Annotated in this window: 22 protein-coding genes; 16 read left to right on the top strand and 6 right to left on the bottom strand. The window is 47.4% G+C overall.

Features of this window, described 5'->3' with window-relative positions; all coding sequences use genetic code 11:
- Positions 1–160 precede the first annotated feature (160 nt).
- On the top strand, positions 161–652 hold the full coding sequence (locus BUA14_RS15235) for a hypothetical protein (RefSeq protein ID WP_072773392.1): 492 nt from the start codon (positions 161–163) through the stop codon (positions 650–652).
- Here the strand turns inward: BUA14_RS15235 and BUA14_RS15230 are convergent.
- From BUA14_RS15230 to BUA14_RS15220, 4 genes are all read right to left on the bottom strand, one after another.
- Entirely contained in the window at positions 628–885 is a 258-nt protein-coding gene (locus BUA14_RS15230) for a hypothetical protein (protein WP_143153471.1), read from the bottom strand. The two genes, BUA14_RS15235 and BUA14_RS15230, sit on opposite strands and share 25 nt — an antisense overlap.
- Before the next feature lie 17 nt (positions 886–902).
- Positions 903–1049 carry a hypothetical protein gene (locus BUA14_RS27975; RefSeq protein ID WP_015944616.1) on the bottom strand — a complete coding sequence of 49 codons (147 nt, stop codon included), beginning with the start codon at positions 1047–1049 and terminating at the stop codon, positions 903–905.
- 207 nt (positions 1050–1256) lie between these two features.
- Entirely contained in the window at positions 1257–1577 is a 321-nt protein-coding gene (locus BUA14_RS28540) for a class I SAM-dependent methyltransferase (RefSeq protein ID WP_282433373.1), read from the bottom strand.
- Between the two features lie 117 nt (positions 1578–1694).
- Positions 1695–2549, bottom strand: a complete 855-nt coding sequence (locus tag BUA14_RS15220; protein WP_072773390.1) for a GGDEF domain-containing protein — start codon at positions 2547–2549, stop codon at positions 1695–1697.
- A 284-nt stretch (positions 2550–2833) separates the two neighbouring features.
- On the opposite strand from BUA14_RS15220, the gene BUA14_RS15215 reads away from it, so the two are divergent.
- The 11 genes from BUA14_RS15215 (at position 2834) to BUA14_RS15170 (ending at position 11868) form a co-directional block, all read left to right on the top strand.
- Entirely contained in the window at positions 2834–3199 is a 366-nt protein-coding gene (locus tag BUA14_RS15215; RefSeq protein WP_072773389.1) for a helix-turn-helix domain-containing protein, read from the top strand.
- A gap of 99 nt (positions 3200–3298) precedes the next feature.
- Complete coding sequence (locus tag BUA14_RS28760) at positions 3299–4408, top strand: beta-propeller domain-containing protein (protein ID WP_282433372.1); 1110 nt, start codon at positions 3299–3301, stop codon at positions 4406–4408.
- 8 nt (positions 4409–4416) lie between these two features.
- Positions 4417–5412, top strand: coding sequence for a beta-propeller domain-containing protein (locus BUA14_RS28755; RefSeq protein WP_282433371.1), 996 nt, complete (start codon positions 4417–4419; stop codon positions 5410–5412).
- Positions 5413–5588: 176 nt separating this feature from the next.
- Complete coding sequence (locus tag BUA14_RS15205; RefSeq protein WP_072773388.1) at positions 5589–6161, top strand: NUDIX domain-containing protein; 573 nt, start codon at positions 5589–5591, stop codon at positions 6159–6161.
- Positions 6158–7321: an endonuclease Q family protein gene (locus BUA14_RS15200; protein ID WP_072773387.1), complete on the top strand. Its 1164-nt coding sequence runs from the start codon at positions 6158–6160 to the stop codon at positions 7319–7321. The genes BUA14_RS15205 and BUA14_RS15200 overlap by 4 nt, the downstream gene beginning before the upstream one ends.
- 90 nt (positions 7322–7411) lie before the next feature.
- On the top strand, positions 7412–8008 hold the full coding sequence (gene spoIIM / locus BUA14_RS15195) for a stage II sporulation protein M (RefSeq protein WP_072773386.1): 597 nt from the start codon (positions 7412–7414) through the stop codon (positions 8006–8008).
- A 226-nt stretch (positions 8009–8234) separates the two neighbouring features.
- Complete coding sequence (locus BUA14_RS15190; RefSeq protein WP_072773385.1) at positions 8235–8525, top strand: FeoA family protein; 291 nt, start codon at positions 8235–8237, stop codon at positions 8523–8525.
- Positions 8526–8594: 69 nt separating this feature from the next.
- Entirely contained in the window at positions 8595–8816 is a 222-nt protein-coding gene (locus tag BUA14_RS15185; RefSeq protein ID WP_072773384.1) for a FeoA family protein, read from the top strand.
- 62 nt (positions 8817–8878) lie between these two features.
- Positions 8879–11026, top strand: a complete 2148-nt coding sequence (gene feoB, locus BUA14_RS15180; RefSeq protein WP_072773383.1) for a ferrous iron transport protein B — start codon at positions 8879–8881, stop codon at positions 11024–11026.
- A gap of 45 nt (positions 11027–11071) precedes the next feature.
- Positions 11072–11248: a FeoB-associated Cys-rich membrane protein gene (locus tag BUA14_RS15175; protein ID WP_072773382.1), complete on the top strand. Its 177-nt coding sequence runs from the start codon at positions 11072–11074 to the stop codon at positions 11246–11248.
- A 239-nt stretch (positions 11249–11487) separates the two neighbouring features.
- Entirely contained in the window at positions 11488–11868 is a 381-nt protein-coding gene (locus BUA14_RS15170) for a metal-dependent transcriptional regulator (RefSeq protein ID WP_005811011.1), read from the top strand.
- A 200-nt stretch (positions 11869–12068) separates the two neighbouring features.
- On the opposite strand, the gene BUA14_RS15165 is transcribed toward BUA14_RS15170, so the two are convergent.
- Positions 12069–12869, bottom strand: coding sequence for a DUF4367 domain-containing protein (locus BUA14_RS15165; RefSeq protein WP_072773381.1), 801 nt, complete (start codon positions 12867–12869; stop codon positions 12069–12071).
- Positions 12835–13392, bottom strand: coding sequence for a sigma-70 family RNA polymerase sigma factor (locus BUA14_RS15160; RefSeq protein WP_072773380.1), 558 nt, complete (start codon positions 13390–13392; stop codon positions 12835–12837). Before BUA14_RS15160 ends, BUA14_RS15165 begins: the two co-directional genes overlap by 35 nt.
- Positions 13393–13613: 221 nt before the next feature.
- On the opposite strand from BUA14_RS15160, the gene BUA14_RS15155 reads away from it, so the two are divergent.
- The 4 genes from BUA14_RS15155 (at position 13614) to BUA14_RS15140 (ending at position 19160) form a co-directional block, all read left to right on the top strand.
- A complete protein-coding gene (locus BUA14_RS15155; RefSeq protein ID WP_072773379.1) occupies positions 13614–14852 on the top strand; it encodes an acyl-CoA dehydrogenase family protein in 1239 nt (412 codons plus the stop codon).
- A 145-nt stretch (positions 14853–14997) separates the two neighbouring features.
- Entirely contained in the window at positions 14998–16749 is a 1752-nt protein-coding gene (locus BUA14_RS15150) for a long-chain-fatty-acid--CoA ligase (RefSeq protein ID WP_072773378.1), read from the top strand.
- A gap of 24 nt (positions 16750–16773) precedes the next feature.
- On the top strand, positions 16774–17934 hold the full coding sequence (locus BUA14_RS15145) for a 2-hydroxyacyl-CoA dehydratase subunit D (RefSeq protein ID WP_072773377.1): 1161 nt from the start codon (positions 16774–16776) through the stop codon (positions 17932–17934).
- Entirely contained in the window at positions 17931–19160 is a 1230-nt protein-coding gene (locus BUA14_RS15140) for a 2-hydroxyacyl-CoA dehydratase subunit D (protein ID WP_072773376.1), read from the top strand. The genes BUA14_RS15145 and BUA14_RS15140 overlap by 4 nt, the downstream gene beginning before the upstream one ends.
- The last annotated feature ends 2 nt before the right edge of the window (positions 19161–19162 follow it).

Below are 19162 nucleotides of genomic sequence, written 5' to 3'. Positions count from 1 at the left end.
AACAAAGGTGAAGGGTTACTTATAAAGTGAAGCTTCTTCGGCAGATAACTCCAATGGATTTTATAGATATTTTTAGATGGAGAAGAAGAAAGATTTCCTCTTGATCGTCTATACTAATAAACAGAAGTCGTGATACTATGGAAAAAAGGAGGGGGAAATAGTGGTGGGATTTTCGTTAATGATGGTTTTAGGTATAGCCTTAATAGTAGTTGTCTTGGTTATTGCAGGAATTGCCTTAGCAGTGCGCTCACAACATCGGAATGAAGAACCATCCGAGCAGAAAGAAAGGGGAAAAGGAATGATTAAGACTGTATACACCTATTTGATATTGTTTGCTACCCTGATGATGACGATCGGGGGCAGTGTGGCGGCCTTTATGGCTGTGGCGGATTTATTGGCTCCCCAGAGTTACTATATGTCTTTCGAAGAGTATAAAAGGAGCCAGAGCTATGATAAAGGGACAACGGAAACTACGCCCCCTGCTGTGGAAAAAAGCGAAGAACAGCTCAAAGCAGATTACCAGACCCTAGTGAATGATGAGAAAAACAGATCCAGGGAACGGGCCTTAAACAGCCTGATTAAGAGCTTTGGTTGGATCGTCATTCCTCTTCCGGTCTTCATCTATTATCAGCGCCGTTTAAAGCCGGAATAGGGAACAAAAGTGTAGGCTATGAGTCCTGTACAGAAGTGCAGTCCAAGGGCATTTGAACCTTGGGCTGCTTCTTTTTGCCGTCCAATCCTGTTGAAATACTTATACTGCCCCTGGTTGCCTTGAAAACAGCCCGGATTAGTCGTAAATTCGTAAGCGATTCCGAATTTGGGGTAAGTATGGAAAATTGGAGAAAAAGGAGCATGGACGGCTACTCCTAAAAGTAGTTCTGCCATGCTCCATCTGCCAGTTTTTAGAAAATCACGCCCAAAGCAATAAGAATCAAGATAGCGATAGCGATAATGCCTACGCCGACCCCTGCACCCATGCCGCCGCTGACTGGCATAACAGGTTGAGGACAACATGCTCCGCCCATTCCCATATTACCCATTCCGAACATAGTTTTACCTCCTAATATTTTAGATTTTCTTTAGAATACGATTCCTAAGGCAATTAACAACAGAATGATAACCACAATAATCGCAATACCTGCACCGAAATTAGAACCGCCTGCGCAACCAGTGCCTAATGCCATTTTGAGTTCCTCCTTTGTGTGAAGATACTATAGCTTATGAACTTTTATAGAAAATGCCACAATATGGAAATACTATTTTGAAATAAAATTAGGTGAAAGATTTTTTTCCCATGTGAAAAAAGCGAAAGGGTTTTTGAATTGAAAACGTTTATATAGTAACACATGGTTCAAATTAACTTTTGAAGAGGAACATTTTACTGGATTCAGATTGTAATTGTGAGAACCAAAATCGCCGATAATCAGCTGACCTCCAGGCTTAAGGGTTCTGGTCATTTCTTTGATCGCTTTACCGGGATCGTAAAGATGGTGAAGCACAACCAGGCAATACCCAATATCCAAGGCCTCAATGGTTGGTTCGTTAGTTCGGCTAAATCTGTAGACATTATCCCTCACCCTTCAAAATGTAATGGATTGAACCGAATATTATAATAGCCAATAAGCTAGGAGATTACAACTCTAAGCCGAAAAGTCGGATCTGATTCCTAGTGTTTTTATAACTTATATTTAAAATTAGTGCACTTTATTACGTCCTTCGTTCTTGGCTTGATATAGATTATGGTCTGCCATAGCTATCAATTCCGCTATGTTGACAACGCCGGAATCTTTGAAGATTGTTTGGACGCCTATACTGCAGGTAATATTTATGGCTTTTCCTTTAAAATAAAAAGGACAATGTTCAATCGCTTCTCTGAGTCGGTTGGCAATGCTTCTGGCGACTTTTTTGCCACTGCCCGGCAGACAGATGAGGAGTTCGTCGCCGCCGTACCGGGCAACCCAGCCGCTTCCTCTGCGAAGCTGCTTTTGCAGGAGCAGAGCCAGTTTTTGAAGCACCTGGTCCCCTGCTGCGTGTCCATTTTGGTCATTGATCTTTTTGAAATAATCGATATCTATAAAGAGAATACTTAAGGGCCGAGCCAGCTCAAAAGAACTTTGTATATCAATAGGCAGCCGTTCGTCGATATATCGTCGATTATAAAGTTTGGTAAGGGAGTCTGTGATCGCCATTTCCTTGATTTGATGGATGGATAAATTTTCGAAGTGGTAAGATTCCAGGCTAAAATACGTATTTTGCCGGATAAGTTGTTTGAATTCCAATGAATAAGGTCTGCCGGCAATGAGGACAGGTAGTGTAGTTATGGTAGTAAGGGAGTTATCATTTAACAGAACTCTAAAGGCAGCATTTGCAGAATGGTAGAAGCCAGTTTCAAGCTTATTAAGATGATCAGGGGAGAGATTCAGCTTATACCCGCTCTTCGAGCTCTCATAAATGATCTTATGGTCAGTGTCGGTAATGCAAATCGATGTATTTGCCGATTCCAGTGCCTGAATGATGGTTAAGGCTTCTGCTAAAGTATTAAAAACCATTTGTTATTCACCTTTCTCTCCGGAGTATAAGGAAATGACGCGCCTATGCGCGTCATTTTGAGAATCGGTTGATGTAATCCGCAAACTATGCTGGTCTTTTCGATACATTCTATATAAATATAAACTTAGATTCACAAGACCGGTAACCATGAATAAAAAGCCCCTTATTTACACATAATAAATGTATTCTGGGATATTGTACATCAATCGTGGATTTAAGTCAATACATCAATAATGTGTCTGATATTATTTTATACACAAATAAAATGTAGAAGGGGCAAAGTATGAAAAAATCCTATGAAATAATCCGCGGGCTTCGCGAAGATAAAGATTTGAGGCAACGGGATATTGCGGAAGTTATTGGCACAACCCAACAGCATTATTCCAGATGTGAGCAGGGAGAATGTGATCTTCAGACCCGGGCAATTATTAAATTGGCTGATTTTTACGATGTTTCAACAGATTATCTTTTAGGCAGAACGGAATGCCAGCAAGGGATTGACGCATTGAATCAATCTATTGTGGGAGCTTATACAACCGGACGCCTTTTAACCGAAGTACTCTCCTTAAATAATATCGGACGTCATGCGGTAATTGAGTATATCGGACTTCAGAAACTTAAAGAAAAAATTCATGAAACAAGAGAATAGGGCAACCGCAGGAAACAGTTTTTCCCCGCTCTTTACGTCTATAGAATAAAGGAAAAATGAGGCAGACGGATAAAGGATATGGATAAGGAGGGATAACAGGTGAAGAGGCAAAAGATGGGTTTGGTTCTGGTGATGGCTTGTTTAATCACCCTTTTGGGTTGGAATGCTTACCAGACGAAGACGATAGCAGCAAGCGGCGATAAAAAAATAGGGGCGGAAGGGCCGCAAGAGGTAGGGCAGGAGGTGCCGGTGGAACCGCTGCCGACTGTGGGTTCTTTTGAAAACTTCAAGAAACTGATGGCGGAAGCCCAATCCCATACTCAGAATATCATGATGTACAGCGGTGGCGATATGGCTGCTGCTGAGAGTGTTTTACGAGCTCCAGCCGATTCTTCTGCAATGGGGGGGCTTTTAAACGGTGATGGTGCCGCGAGGGCCGGCTCCGTCGTTCAAAATGGTAAGCCGGATTATTCCGAAACCAATGTTCAGGTCCAGGGTGTAGATGAGGCCGATACGGTTAAAACAGACGGGGAATACATCTATAAGATCACCGATAATCAGCTGATCATCGCCAAAGCCTATCCGGTGGAGGAGATGGAAGTCGTTGCTACACTGCAGTTTGACGGGGAAGTCCATCCGCTGGAGATGTATGTGGACGACCGGCATCTGACCGTTATTCTCAACCAAAGCTATGACTGGCGACAAGTTTATCCGGCACCGGCTCCTCCTTTTGAAAACAGTGTCAAGGTTCTGATCTATGATCTGGCTGATCGCAGCAATCTCAAACAGGTCAGGGAAATAGAGCTTGACGGAAGCTATCTTTCCTCAAGAAAAATCGGCGATATTCTCTATCTGGTCAATAATAAATACATTTCCCTTTACCGGCTGCAGGAGCAACCGGAGGCGCTGATGACCCCCGGCTATCGGGACAGTCTTGAAGGCGGGGAGATTCAGCGGATCGGTTATGAAGAAATATGCTATTTTCCGGGGTCTCCTCAACCGAATTACCTGCTGATTGCCGGAATTGATCTCGGCAATCTGAGTACCAAAAAGACGGAAGTAAAAACTTATCTGGGAGCCGGTCAGAATATCTACAGTTCCTTAGAAAATCTCTATGGGCCGTACCCGAATATAAATACGAGCAAGTCCAGCCCCTTCCGGAGCCGGCTGATACGGCAGGCAGCAATACCTCTGCCATATCCAGAATGATTGCGGTCATGCCGGCAGAAGTGAACACCAGCGTTTATAAATTCAATTTGCAGGCTGGAGATACAAAGTATTTAGGGATGGGCAGCGTACCCGGCAATATCCTCAATCAGTTCAGCATGGATGAGCATAACGGCTATTTCCGGATTGCAACCACCCTTCAGAAATTGCCGATCCGGACAGGAGAAGCGGAGCTGACCAATAATCTTTATATTTTGGATCAGAACATGAAGCAAGCAGGGAAAATAGAAAACATCGCTCCCGGAGAGAAAATCTACTCGGTTCGTTTTATGGGTGATAGAGGCTATATGGTCACCTTTAAAACAGTGGATCCCTTGTTCGTTCTGGACTTAAAAGATCCGAATCGTCCCGTTATTCTCGGTGAACTTAAGATCCCGGGCTACAGCAATTACCTCCATCCTTATGATGAGAATCATATTATCGGCTTTGGCAAAGAAGCCATAGAAGTGGAAGAACCTCACTGGTCCGGAGAAGGAACGGTGAAAAATGCCTATTATCTTGGTATGAAGGTGGCTCTCTTTGATGTCAGTGATGTGAACAACCCCCAGGAGAAATTTAAGATTGAAATCGGGGACAGGGGAACAGAGTCGGAATTGTTCTCTAACCATAAGGCCCTTCTTTTCGATCAAGAGAAAGGCATCCTGGCCTTCCCGGTGACGGTCTGCGATATCGACCCGGCCACCGTAAGCAAAGATGATTACCTGGCTCAAAAAGACCCGCGCCTGGCCTATGGGCAGCCGGTTTTCCAAGGAGCCTTTGTCTATAATCTTTCTGCTGAGAAGGGCTTCACCCTGAAAGGGATGATAACCCACCATCCTCCGGGAGCAGTGGTGAATCTTCAAAAGGCTGGGCGCTATGATTACAACCGGGATATTTCCCGCAGCCTCACTATTGGAGATACGATTTACACTTTATCCAACAGCTATTTGAAAGCTAATGACTTAAACACTCTGAAGATGCAGGGAGGATTGGAGATTCGTAACTAGATAGGAAAACCTGAGCGGGTAGCTGCGGCTGCCCGCTTTTTTCGTTTATAAAGGGTTCGAGGCAGAGACTATCCTACGAATTTTGGCTTCATTTCAAGGACCTAAGACAGTATGCTATAATGAATAGGGAACGGACAGACTAAATAAGATCGATACTTTGGGAGATGAAATAGTTTATGAGTGATCACTTTATTCAACAAAAGGCCGGCGTGATTGAGGACGCGGGGCTGGAAGAGAAATGCATAGAAAAAGAAATCATTTTTGCCGGGCGTATGTTGAGAATGGACCGGGATACGGTTCGTTTGCCCAATGGGGCGGAAACTACCCGGGAAGTGGTTAGACATCCGGGTGCTGTAGGAATCTTACCCTTTAAAGGGGAGGAACTGCTCTTAGTGCGACAGTATCGTTATCCTATCGAGCGAATAACCCTGGAGATCCCGGCAGGGAAACTGGACCCGGGGGAAGCGCCTCTAGCTTGTGCGGAGCGTGAGTTAAGGGAAGAGACCGGCTATGGGGGGACATTGGAACATCTGATCAGTATCTATACCACTCCCGGCTTTACAGATGAAGTCATTCATCTTTATAAGGCGACGGATTTAGTCTGGGATCCCTTGCAGGCTGACGAGGATGAATTTTTAAATGTCGAGAGTGTTGCCTGGACGAAGGCAAAAGAAATGGTCCTGGCCGGAGAACTCCGTGATGCTAAGACCATACTGGGAATTTTGCTGGTATTGGGTAAAGAGCAGTGACCAATTATTACGCGGATCTTCATATTCACATCGGCCAAAGCTTAGATGGCAAAGCAGTCAAGATTACAGCGGCCAAGACCATGAATCTGCCCGGCGTCATCCAGGTAGCCCGTGATATCAAAGGTCTTTCCATGATCGGGATCATCGATGCCCAATCCCAGGGAGTGCGGGAGGATTTCCGCACCTTGCTTCAGGAAGGGGTACTCCAACCCCTTGAGGGGGGAGGATATACGGCCCAAGGATTGATCATTATCCCAGGTACGGAAATTGAACTCTCGCTGGGGACGGGGGCGGCACATTTTCTTGCTTATTTCCCGACCTTGAACCATCTGGAAAACTATATCCGTAAATTGCGGCCCTATGTGAAGAACTGGCAGCTCAGCTCGCAAAAAGCTCATCTGGGTGTGGAACAATGGCTGGAAGCTGTAGCGGCTGGGGAGGGTATCTGGCTGCCCGCCCACGCCTTTACACCCCACAAAGGGATTTATGGCAATTGCTGTGAAAGCCTTCTTGATGTTTTGCCAGGAATGCCTCTTGCCCTGGAGATTGGTCTGAGCGCGGACCGGCAAATGGCACGTTCCATCCGCGAATTGGGTCAGGCCGTGCTTTTCAGCAATTCAGATGCCCACTCTCTGCCTAAGATCGCCCGGGAGTATAATCTGCTGAGTTTGGCCGAGGGATCCTTTCTGGGACTGCAGGAACTGGTCTATAAGATTAAGGGAGAAGTTTTGGTCAACTATGGGCTGCCCCCTGTGTTTGGCAAATACCACCGTACCTATTGCTTGGTTTGCGAAAAGGTCGTTGAAGGGGAGCCGCCCTTGCTGGAATGTCCTGCTTGCGGGGGCCGGCAGGTGGTCATGGGTGTATTGGATCGCTTGGTCAGTATTGCCGATGCCGAAATTACGTCTGAACCGGATCCGCGGTATATTTATCAGTTGCCCCTTAAGGATTTGCCGGGAATCGGACCGAAAATGGTGCGGAATTTACTCCAGCATTTTGGGACGGAGATGAATGTGCTTCATCAGGTCCCCAGAGAAGAGCTGGTGAAGGTAGCGGGGGAAAAGGCTGCCCGCTGGATAGAGCTTTCCCGCCAGGGAAAGCTTCTCTTTCAGGCGGGTGGGGGAGGAGTATTTGGCAAGGTAGTGGACATACTTTCCTAGCTTTCCGAATAGGATGTCTATAGAGGATGTCGGCACATGATTCCAGTGTGCCGGGAGCCACGGCGTGGCTATAGACAGGAGGCTGGAGGTATGCGTAAACTTAGCGAGCATATCCGACAATATTGGGTGATTTATCTGGCTCTGGTCAGTGTCTATCTGGCAGGTGTCATCTTCGGAGCAGTGGGTGTGGGAGCGTTAAACACTGGAGAAACTCAGGAACTCAGCGGTTTTCTGGACAAGCTGCTGGCCAGCCAGCCTACCACTCTTGACACCAACTTCCTTATTCAGCTGGCCAGGGAGCAATTTATCATTATGGCTGGTATCTGGTTGCTTGGTTTGACCGTCATCGGGACCCCTTTGATTTTTCTCATCGTATTTACGAGAGGCTTTGTGTTTGGCTTCACCTTGAGCTTCATTATTGGCATGAAAGGCCTGTGGGGATTAGGGCTTGTCTTGATTTCCATCTTGATTCCGGCCTTGGCGGGGATCCCCTTTCTCCTTCTGGGGGCGGGTTTGGCTACCATCTTCTCCATGATGCTCTTAAAAGGTAAACAAGTTGGAGAGTCTTTGCGGCGGGAGTTTATGTATTATTCCGTAGCCACTATTCTGGTCTCTCTGGGAGCCGTCTTCATCGGGGTTTCCCAAGGGTATTTCTCTATTTTGGGCGTGCGTTTCTTTAACCTGTGATAAAGTTGCCCATAATAAATAATGATTTACCGCGAATAAATGCCGAGAAGGCAGAAGCCGGGATACAGGTTCGGCTGCCTTCTCCGGCATTATTTTTTGTTGTGCAATTCTTATTAAATTTGTCGGGAAATAAATAGAAAATATATTGATTAATGAAGTTAGCGGTGGTAAACTATACCTAGTTAGCGTTGCCTTACTGTATTCTGTGGATTAAGGAGTGATCATAATGACAACACAAACTATTGGTCTCCCAATTGGAAACATGAATGGATCCGCTTTGGCACCTGCTGCAGGTTCAATGCCCTTAGCCATGGTAGCTCCCGGTGAGGAAGTCAAAGTCGTTTCTATCAAAGGAAGAGACAACACCAAACGCTTTTTGGAGAACTTAGGCTTTATAGAAGGAGCAGTGATCTCCGTGGTCACTGAGCTTGCCGGTAATGTCATTGTTGCTGTTAAGGATACTCGGGTTGCAGTGAATAAATCCCTGGCAACACGGATTCTTACGGTTAAAGTATAAAGAGCAGAAAGAAGTTCTTTTTAGCTCTGGCAATGAAGATTGATGAAGGACAATGAAGGAGGAACTGGAATGTCTACCCTGAAGGATGTGAAGGTAGGTCAAACAGTAACGGTAGTAAAGCTCCATAGTCAAGGGGCTCTTAAACGCCGCATTATGGACATGGGTCTGACGAAAGGCACGGAGGTATTTGTGCGTAAAGTAGCACCTTTGGGAGATCCCATTGAGCTGAATGTTCGTGGGTATGAGCTTTCCATTCGCAAAGAGGATGCCGCCAATATCGAAGTTGAGTAGTAAGATTCTATTTTTTTGGCCCATAGTTAGTTGATGCTAACTTTTTAGAAGGAGGAAAAAAGATGCCATTGAAAATTGCACTGGCAGGGAACCCTAACAGTGGAAAAACCACCCTGTTTAATGCCCTTACGGGTTCTAACCAAACTGTAGGAAACTGGCCAGGAGTGACCGTAGAGAAAAAAGAAGGCAAGCTCAAGGGACATAAGGATGTAACCATCGTTGACCTGCCGGGAATTTATTCCCTCTCACCCTACACCCTGGAAGAGGTCGTCTCCCGGAATTATTTAATCGGTGAAAAGCCGGACGCTATTATTAATATTATTGACGGCTCGAATTTGGAGCGGAACTTATATCTTACAACCCAACTCACTGAGATTGGGATTCCTGTCATCATTGCCATTAATATGATGGACATCGTCAACAAAAATGGCGATAAGATCAATATCGAGAAGCTCTCCAAGTCTTTAGGGTGTGAAATCATGGAGATTTCCGCTCTTAAAAGAATGGGAATCTCTGAATTAGCTGCTCAAGCAGTAAAGACAGCACAAAATGGGAAAAGCCGTTCTGCCAAACTTGCCTTTCAATCGGAAATCGAAGAAGCTCTCAAGGCAATTAGCGGCAAGCTGCCGGGTGGTATTGCTGAGGAGCAAAAACGTTGGTATGCCATAAAACTCTTCGAACGGGATGAGAAAATCCTGGAACAAATGACCGCTGTGAATGTGGAAGAGATCATTCTTGCGGTAGAAGATGCTCTGGATGATGATAGCGAATCCATTATCACCAATGCCCGGTATAATTTTATTACTTCTATTATAAAGGGAAGCTATGTTAAGAAGAGTTCCTCTAAAATCACCACCTCGGATAAGATCGACAAGGTGGTAACCAATCGCTGGCTGGCTTTGCCTATTTTTGCCGTCATCATGACTTTGGTCTATTATATCTCTATTACTACAGTCGGTGATATACTCACCGGATTCACCAATGATACCCTTTTTGGAGAATGGATCAGCGAGCCTTTAGCCGGCTGGTTTGAGGAAATCGGTGCAGCCGGTTGGTTGGCCGGACTTATCGTCGATGGGATCGTCGGCGGGGTAGGGGCGGTACTGGGCTTTGTTCCCCAAATGCTCGTTCTCTTCTTCTTGCTGGCTATTCTTGAAGAATGCGGTTATATGGCGAGGATCGCCTTTATCATGGACCGGATCTTTCGTCGCTTTGGTCTTTCCGGGAAATCCTTTATCCCCATGCTGGTTGGTACCGGTTGCGGTGTGCCTGGAGTTATGGCCACCCGGACCATTGAAAGCGATCGTGACCGGAGAATGACCGTTATGACCACCACCTTTATGCCTTGCGGTGCCAAGATGCCTATCGTAGCGTTGATCGCCGGTGCGGTATTCGGCGGTGTATGGTGGGTTGCTCCCAGTGCCTATTTTATCGGAGTCGCTGCTATCGTCATTTCTGGTATTATTCTCAAAAAGACCAGCCGTTTTGCCGGAGACCCTTCTCCCTTTGTCATGGAACTGCCGGCTTACCATACGCCCACTGCGGGAAGTGTCCTGCGCAGCACCTGGGAACGGGGCTACTCCTTTATTAAAAAAGCTGGAACCATCATCTTGTTAGCCAGTATCTTTATTTGGTTCCTGTCCTCCTTCGGTATGGTTGAAGGATCCTTCCAGATGGTTGAAGACATGGATGCCAGTATTCTGGCTGTTATTGGCGGCGTTGTCGCACCGATTTTTGCTCCCCTTGGCTTCGGCACCTGGCAAAGTACGGTAGCTACCTTAATGGGTCTGGTGGCTAAGGAAGAAGTGGTCGGCGTGTTCGGGGTTCTTTACGGAGTATCAGGGGATGCTCTGGAATTGGTTGAAGAAGGGGCTTTTGGCGGCCTGAGCGCCATTGCCGTTCATTTCACCGCCCTTTCCGCTTACTCCTTCCTAGTCTTTAACCTTTTGTGCGCTCCTTGCTTCGCAGCTATCGGAGCCATCAAAGGGGAAATGAATGATATGAAATGGACCTGGTTTGCCATCGGTTATCAAATGGTTTTCGCTTATGCCATTGCTTTCCTGGTATTCCAATTTGGTTCTTTGTTCGCTGGTGCAGGATTTACTGTAGGTACAGCCGTCGCAGCCCTTGTCTTCGCAGGGTTATTGTATCTGCTCTTTAGACCCGGCCGGCCTACCCCGAGAGTCAGCGGGATTCCTGTCAAAGGGTGAAACCTATTAGGTGAGTTTGATTTTTAGGATAAGAAGGTGAATGCTATGCTTGAGTGGATCAGCTCCAATGGAGTGAATTTAATTATCGGTGCCGTTCTCCTTGCTGTCATTGCTCTGGCGGGCCGCAATGTGTATAAAACGAGAAAGAGCGGCGGATGCTCAGGATGCTCAAGCAGCTGCGGCTGTGGGAGCGAAGGTTGCGAGACAAATAAGGTAGAATAGTCAAAACCAATGTCTAAATAGCATTATGACGAAAGCCGCTGCTGTGTATCAGTCAGCGGCTTTTTTTCATAATGCCAAAAGGAACTGGATTTATGCTTATACCAAAGGCCCTGCCGGGCTCTTTAGCAAAAGTTTGATGGCGAACGATTGATTTTTCTGCTTAATTATACTATGCTTTTAGAGAGAGCCCTATAATGCAAAAAGTTTGTATGAAATAATGATAAAAAGGAGCTATTGCCATGAGTATTCAGGAATCCGGCGAGATGTATCTTGAGACTATTTATATACTTCAGAAGAAAAAAGGCGATATTCGCTCCATTGATATTGCCCATGAGCTTGGTTATACTAAGCCGAGCATAAGCCGTGCGGTAGGAATTCTTAAGAAGAATGACTATATCGAAGTGGATTCTTCCGGCGTCATCACCCTGACTGATGAGGGTGAGAAGATCGCTTCCCGCATCTACGAACGCCATGATATCCTCACCCGGTATCTGGTTTATTTAGGCGTGGATGAAGAGACCGCCGCTCAAGACGCTTGCCGTGTGGAGCATGTCATTAGTCAGGACTCCTTTGAGAAAATGAAAGAAGAGTATCACAGACGCATGAAAGAACAGAGCTAAGAGTGTGTCTTAGGTGTATAAAAGGCCGTTGTAAAATGAACTGTAAAGTTCGTTGTGCAACAGCCTTTTTTCATTTTATGGCTCAAAACTTGGGGTGTGATAACCTATTCTGTAAATGATGATTTGGTTTTCAGAACTTTCGATATAGCCTATCTCAGCTCTACCCAGAAGTTGAACCACTTTTTCTATACAATAGATTTTTATCGCAGAGAGGACGCGATTTTGACAAACTCGTCACCCTCTATGGTTTTGTTTGTAAACATGTACATGATGCTGTCAATTTCAATATATATGCTGGTTTCGGAGGCAGCAGCTTCGTGGCCGTTGATTGTCATGCTTTCCATATCCTTCCCAACTCCTGACAGCTCAAAGGTAGTTTCCTCGTCCATGTAGCGCATCTGACAATGAATCACGTCGCCGACCGCATTTTTGAATTCGGCAAATAGGTATTTGGAATTGGGGTACGGCTGCCCTTCTTCATTTTTCAACATTTTATAGGTTACTTGATCATATCCCTCTGGAAGATAGCCAGGAATCTTAAAATCAAACATAGTGTACTGTCGGGCTCTTTCCTTGGATGATGTGCTTATAAACGTTTTTTCATCGTTCTGTTGTGCGTCGGCTTCGGTTACAATAGCTACTTCCACGTGTTCGTTGCCGTTTTCATCAAATAGTTTGCCCTGCAGCTCTGCCGGTATGGGGCGAGGAGTAGATTGCTGCTCCTCAGTTACTATAAATTTGGCATGACTGCCAACAGTTATCTCTCTGATCACCCGAAAAATATCTTCGCCATAGGCAAAGGTGGTCAGGCTTAATAACAGTGTCAAACTTGCAGCAAATACGCTTATCACTTTTCTTTTGTTCATAATGATACGGCTCCTTTCGAGCTGTTGCTCAGTATGCTTACCTTTCTCTAAGGTTGCCAATAGGTCATTCAGGGTTTCTCTTTTACGTTGGGCTTCGTGGCTAAAATCCGTCAATAACATTTTCTCTAAATCCATGGCTAAGTTCCTCCTCTTGCAGATATTTGCGCATTTTTCGTAAAGCTCTGTGTATCACAACACCTGTATTGGATTCCGTTATGTCCATTATTTGGGCGATTTCGCGGTTCTTCAGGCCTCCTGCGTACTTCATGGCAACAATATTGCGCTCTTTTGGAGACAATGAGTTCAATGCCTTCAGCAATTGCTTGTTTTCTTCCTGCAAGACACAAATTTCATCCGGCTGTTGCCCTGGGAAGATAAACTTCATAGCAGCATCCAGTGGAGTGAAACTATCATGCCCGCGCTTGATGTTGCGGAAATAATCCATCACAACATTTCTGGCTATGGTAATTATCCATGCTTCCAATGGCGAAGAACCGTGCCGGTATGTGTCATAATACGTTATGATCTTTTCAAATACGACACTGACCAACTCTTCGGTATGATAATGGTTGTTGATACGGAAGCTGATGTAGTTGTATACCCGCTTATGATAGCTCTCATAAATGCTTGTTAATTGCTCTGCATCCAAATTTTCCACCTCCTTTGTGGTGTTTCATCGCGATGGCCTTCATAGTGTATAACGCAGAAAAGAGAACTTCATTACAGCATCCCCAACAAAAATGTCGACAAGTTACTCTCTCTGGGAGCATATCTCTATTCTAAATTTAAGAAGGGTATTGACGTACCTATCTATAGGTGTCAGAATATTCTTAATAGTTGAAAATGAATGACTATTCATTTTTGGAAAGGAGAGGGGATATGTTTGATTTTCTCTTGACCACGGAGCAAAAACGTCTGCAAGAAGAGGCGGCGCGGTTTGTCAAAGAAAAGGTACCTAAACAGCTGATCTTGGCTATGGATGAAGAAAAGGTAATCTATCCGAAAGAGTATTTAATGGAGCTGGGTCAAGCCAAACTTCTGGGGTTGCGCTTTGCTGAGAAGTACAGCGGAAGAGGTTTGCAGTGGGTGGATGAAGTTTCGATTCTCGAAGAGATTGGGGTTTTGGGCACGAGCCTGGCCTGCCTTTACTCCCTGCCTTCCATCGTCGGCGAAGCTATTGATCATTTTGGCTCAGAGGTGCTTAAGAACCGCTATTTAAAGCCTACTTTAGAAGGAAAGCTGTACACTGCCGAGGCGTTGACTGAACCGAGAGGAGGATCGGATTTTTTTGGGGCAACGACCCTGGCTCGGCGTGAGGGGGATGTCTATGTTCTCAATGGGCAAAAGCGTTTTGTGGTGGGAGCAGAAGGGGCCGACTATTTTATGGTTTATGCCAAGACCGCTCCGGAAGGACCTGCCCATCAGAGTATCAGCGCTTTTATCGTAGACCGTGGTCCCGGAGTGGAAGTGGAACATATCTACGGCTTAATGGGAACCCGCGGGGGCGGGGCAGGCCGTGTGGTTTTTAAGGATGTAAAAGTTCCCGCCGAAAACCTTCTCGGCGTGGAAAACGGTGCGGCAGATATTTTTTATCAGATGATGATCCCGGAACGATTAACCAGTGCCGCGGGAGCCTTGGGGATGGCCCGGGCGGCTCTGGAAGTAGCTTCTGACTACAGCACCAGGCGCAAAGCCTTTGGCAGAAAAATTAAAGATTTTCAAGGGGTCAACTTCAAAGTGGCTGATTCAATCACCCGCCTGGATGCAGCCCGCGCTTTGGTCTATGCCACCGCCCGGGCCGTGGATGACCGAGTGCCGGGCCATGTGGCACGTCGTTTGGTCTCCGAGGCGAAAAAGTTCGCAACGGATTCGGCCTGGGCCGTGGTGAACGATGCGATGCAGATCATGGGAGGCATTGGTTATACCAATATCTTCCCCATCGAGCGATTGCTGCGGGATATCCGTCTCATCATGATTTGGACCGGCACCAATGAAGTGATGAATCTCATTATCCAACATGAGTATTACAAAGAACGGCGGGGGAATTTACAATGCCATCGCTCCCTGGAAGAAGATGCGGTGAATGCTCATTTGACGGAGGAAAAAGTATATGAGTAGTCGCCCATAAGGTCGATGAGGCCGCAAAAGGTTTGGCTCATGGCTGGAGAAAGATAAAAGCGGTGAGCTCATTATAGAAATCAGGGTGTCCGGGATTAAGGGTTAGAAGAAAAGAACCATGTTAATGGAAGCGGGAGGTATACTCATGAGTCAGGAAAATAAAAGGCATGAATTTCCCTGGAGAGCTCAATACGACCAACAGGTTCCCCATGACCTAAGCTATCCTGAAGAGACGGTGGATGCGTTATTCCGCAAAAGTGCGCAAAAAAATTCCGGAGAGGTTGCCCTGATCTATTTTAATAAAAAAATGAGTTACAGTGATTTGGGCAATAAAGTTGAACGCTTGGCAGATTCCCTGCAAAAGCTGGGTATTGATCCCGGGGATCGGGTGGCCCTTTTGCTGGCTAATTGTCCCCAATACGTGATTGCTTATTATGCTATCCTTGCCATTGGTGGGGTGGTCGTTCCTGTCAATCCTCTCAGTACCGAATCAGAATTATTGCATATCTTTCGGGATGCTCAGGTCAAAGCAGCCATTTGCCTGGATCTTCTGGCAGAGCGGCTGGAAAATGTGAGAGACATTTGTCATCAGGCCGGGGAGGCTCAATTGCTGAAGCATACCTTCTACACGGCCCTCAATGAGTATATGCCTTTTCCTCTTAAATTTCTTTATCCATTCACACGGAAGCTGCCCCCGGGAGGTAAGGAACGCCTCAAAGTTGCCAGGAGGTTTAAGGATCTGCTGAATGAGGGCAACGGTTCCGTGCTGAGAGATTATCCGTCCCAAAAAGTAGATGTTCGTAAGGATATAGCGGTCCTTATCTATACCGGCGGCACTACCGGACGCCCCAAGGGAGTGATGCTTTCCCATTATGGCTTGCTCGCCAATGCTTATCAAGCGATAGCCTGGGTTCAAATGGGCAGCAAGGATCGTTTGGTTACCGTTCTCCCGGCCTTTCATGGGTTTGGCATGTCCGTATGCATGAATGCCCCCTTATTCTCCGGAGCTTCCACGATTCTGATCCCCCGGTTTGAAGCGAAGGATGTCTTGAAGGCTATTCACAAGCATAAGCCCACGTATTTTGCCGGAGTTCCGACGATGTATATAGGCATGATCAATTACCCTCAATTAAAACGCTATAGTCTTTCCTCCTTAGTGGGGTGTTTCGTGGGAGCGGCTGCTCTGGCCCCCGAGGTGAAGAGAAGCTTTGAAGAGCTTACCGGAGCCCGGCTGATGGAAGGGTACGGCCTTACTGAAGGAGTCAATGCCCTCTGCTGTAACCCCTTACGTGGTGAAAACAGAACCGGCAGCATCGGTTTCCCTTTCCCGGATGTGAATTTCAAAATCAGGGATATTGACAAGGGTGAAGAGGATCTGGCCCCTGGTGAATCGGGGGAACTGGTGATTCAGTGTCCGGACTTAATGCTCGGCTACTATAACCGGCCGGAAGAGACGGCCTACGCTTTAAGGGATGGCTGGCTATACACCGGAGATATCGCGACCATGGATGAAGACGGGTATTTTTATCTTGTGGACCGTAAAAAGGATATGATTATCACCGGTGGCTTCAATGTCTATCCCCGGGAAGTGGAGGATGTACTGTATGAACATCCGGCGGTTAAGGAAGCCTGTGTGATCGGGGTTAAGGACGGTTACAGCGGGGAAAAGGTGGTGGCGTTTGTCAGTCTTAAAGATGGAGCTGCCGCTACAGAACAGGATATCATCGCCTTTTGCCGCAAACACCTGGTCCCTTATAAAGTTCCTAAAACGGTGGAATTCCGTACCGATTTACCCAAGACGGCTATTGGTAAGATCCTGCGCCGGGCCTTACGGGACATTCCTCCTGCAGAAGGGGAAGCAAAACAGGCTTCCAAGGAAGTGGCATCAACACAATAGATGCAAAGTTAGGAGGATGCCCCGATGATGGAATGGAGTGTGCCTGAGGAGAAAAGAGATTCACTAAGCTTACTGTTGGAGGAGTCCGCCCTTAAGGGCTCAAAACGCAAAACCCGCTATCCCAATCACCGTTTTTTGGGAATACTATGTTCCTATTTTCCGGAAGAACTGATTATGGCCTTTGGTCTTGAGCCCCTGCGCCTTTTGCCGGATTCCGCCCAGCGGACCCCTGCGGAACTGCCTCCTTTTTCCTGCTCTTTAGCCCGGGGGATATTGGATATGGAGTTACAGGGCCGCTGGGAAGATCTGCTGGGGGTCGGCTTTGTCCATACCTGTGATACCATGCAGTGTTTAAGCGGTATTTGGGAGTTTGCCGGCAAACAAAATATCATCAATATGGTTCCTCCTGTCATGCTTAAAGCAGCCGGAGCTAATCAGTATTATCAGGAGGAGGCCAAAAGGGCCTGGGAGCAATTGCAAAGGCTGACCGGCCATGAACCCACAGAGGAGAGCTTGAGGGAAGCTATCCGCTTATGCCGGCGCATCAGGGAAAAGGTTAACGAAGTGGAGGAGCTGCGGGGAAAATTGCCTTCCCCCCTGACGGCGGCCCTGCTGCGGGCCGGGCAGCTCATGCCCAGGGCAATCTATGCGGAAGTCCTGGATGAGGTGCTCCCTGAACTCTATGCCAGGGCGGAGGAATCCGGTTCAAGAGCGCGCTTGATGGTTACGGGGGCTGTTCTGGAGAATGATCATTTGTATGCTATGATCGAGGAACTGGGGGGGCGGGTCGTGGTGGATGACACCTGTACGGGTTACCGCCACTACTCCGGACCCCCGATGGAGGAATCGTCTGACCCCTGGTATGATCTGGTGAAGCGTTATGAGGATATGCCTCCCTGTCCCTGTAAGAATCAAAGCCTCAATGCCCGCCTGGAGTATTTGGGGAATTTAGCCTCCCGGCGGCAGGTGGAAGGTGCGGTGCTGGTCATCCGCAAGTATTGCGAACCCCATGCCTGGGATGCGGTTCCCTTGGCGGAAACCCTCCAGAACCGGGGGGTTCGTACCTTGGTTCTGGAACTGGAGGGAGCGGATGTAGGGGGGCAGGAGAGGACCCGGCTGCAGGCATTCTTGGAGAGCATTCTGGAGAACCGGTCTTCAGATTCGGAGGGGAGGGCACAAGCATGACCCAGAAGACGCAGCAACGGAATTATCGTCCCCTGCGCAGTACCGATACTCTGAAGAAAACCATGAAGCGTTACTATATTTTAACCGGGTATCACCGCTATTGGGGTAAGCCGATGGGCCGCAGGATTGCCTGGGTAACCAGCGGCGCTCCTGTGGAAATTTTGCGCGCTTTTAAGATTCATCCGGCCTACCCGGAGCAATACGCTGCTATTTACAGCACCAATAAAGCTACGGCCCAATTATGCCAGGTGGCGGAAGCGGCAGGCTATTCCCAGGATCTATGCTCCTATGCCCGCTCCAATATCGGTGGGGTTTTGCGGCCGGATCTGGCCCCTTTAGGAGGGATGCCCAAGCCCGATCTGCTGGTGGCTTGCAATAATATCTGCGGTACAGTCTTAAAGTGGTATGAAGTGCTGGCCCGGCACTTTAAAGTTCCCCTGCTGGTGCTGGATACTCCTTACCTGACGGGAGAGATGAGGTCGCAGGCCAGGAATTATGTCCTGGAGCAGCTTAAGGCCATGGTTGCAGAGCTGGAGAAAATTACCGGCAGGACCTTGGACGAAAGCGAACTGGAGAAGCAGATGGAGTTCAGCCGGGAAACCACCGGTCTATGGAAAGAAGCCCGTCAGGCTTGTCAATCCCGTCCTTCACCTCTGAATGCTCCCGATCTCTTTATCCACATGGCTCCTATCGTGGTGATGAGGGGAACCAAGGCGGGGCGGGATTATTACCGGCTCTTTCGTGATGAGGTCAGGGAACGGGAGGCCCTGGCCCAGGGAGCAGTGGAAAATGAACGGATTCGTTTGGTTTGGGATAACATTGCGATTTGGCCTAAAGTATTCAGTTTTAATAAGATGTTCACGGAGCGGGGAGCATGCTTTGTCACCGATACCTATAGCGGCGGCTGGGCCATGGAGCAGGCACCGGGTACCCCCTTGGAAAGTCTGGCCGCTACCTATACGGAAGTTTTCCTGAACCGTTCCCCGGAATTCCGCACCAAACAACTGGTGCAGCTCATTCGGGACTATCAGGCCGATGGATTCGTAATGCACTCCAATCGCTCCTGTAAGCCCTATTCTCTGGTCCAGGAGGTTATCCGCAGAAGAGTCATGATGGAGACGGGTGTTCCGGGATTGATGATCGAAGCCGATATGGCTGATCCCCGGGCTTATGCAGAAGAACCCATCCGCAATCGTGTTCAGGCCTTTTTGGAGACCTTCGATTGAGG

Source organism: Desulfitobacterium chlororespirans DSM 11544 (assembly GCF_900143285.1).
In the GTDB taxonomy this organism is placed as follows: domain Bacteria; phylum Bacillota; class Desulfitobacteriia; order Desulfitobacteriales; family Desulfitobacteriaceae; genus Desulfitobacterium; species Desulfitobacterium chlororespirans.
This window is presented reverse-complemented; position numbering and strand designations above follow the sequence as displayed.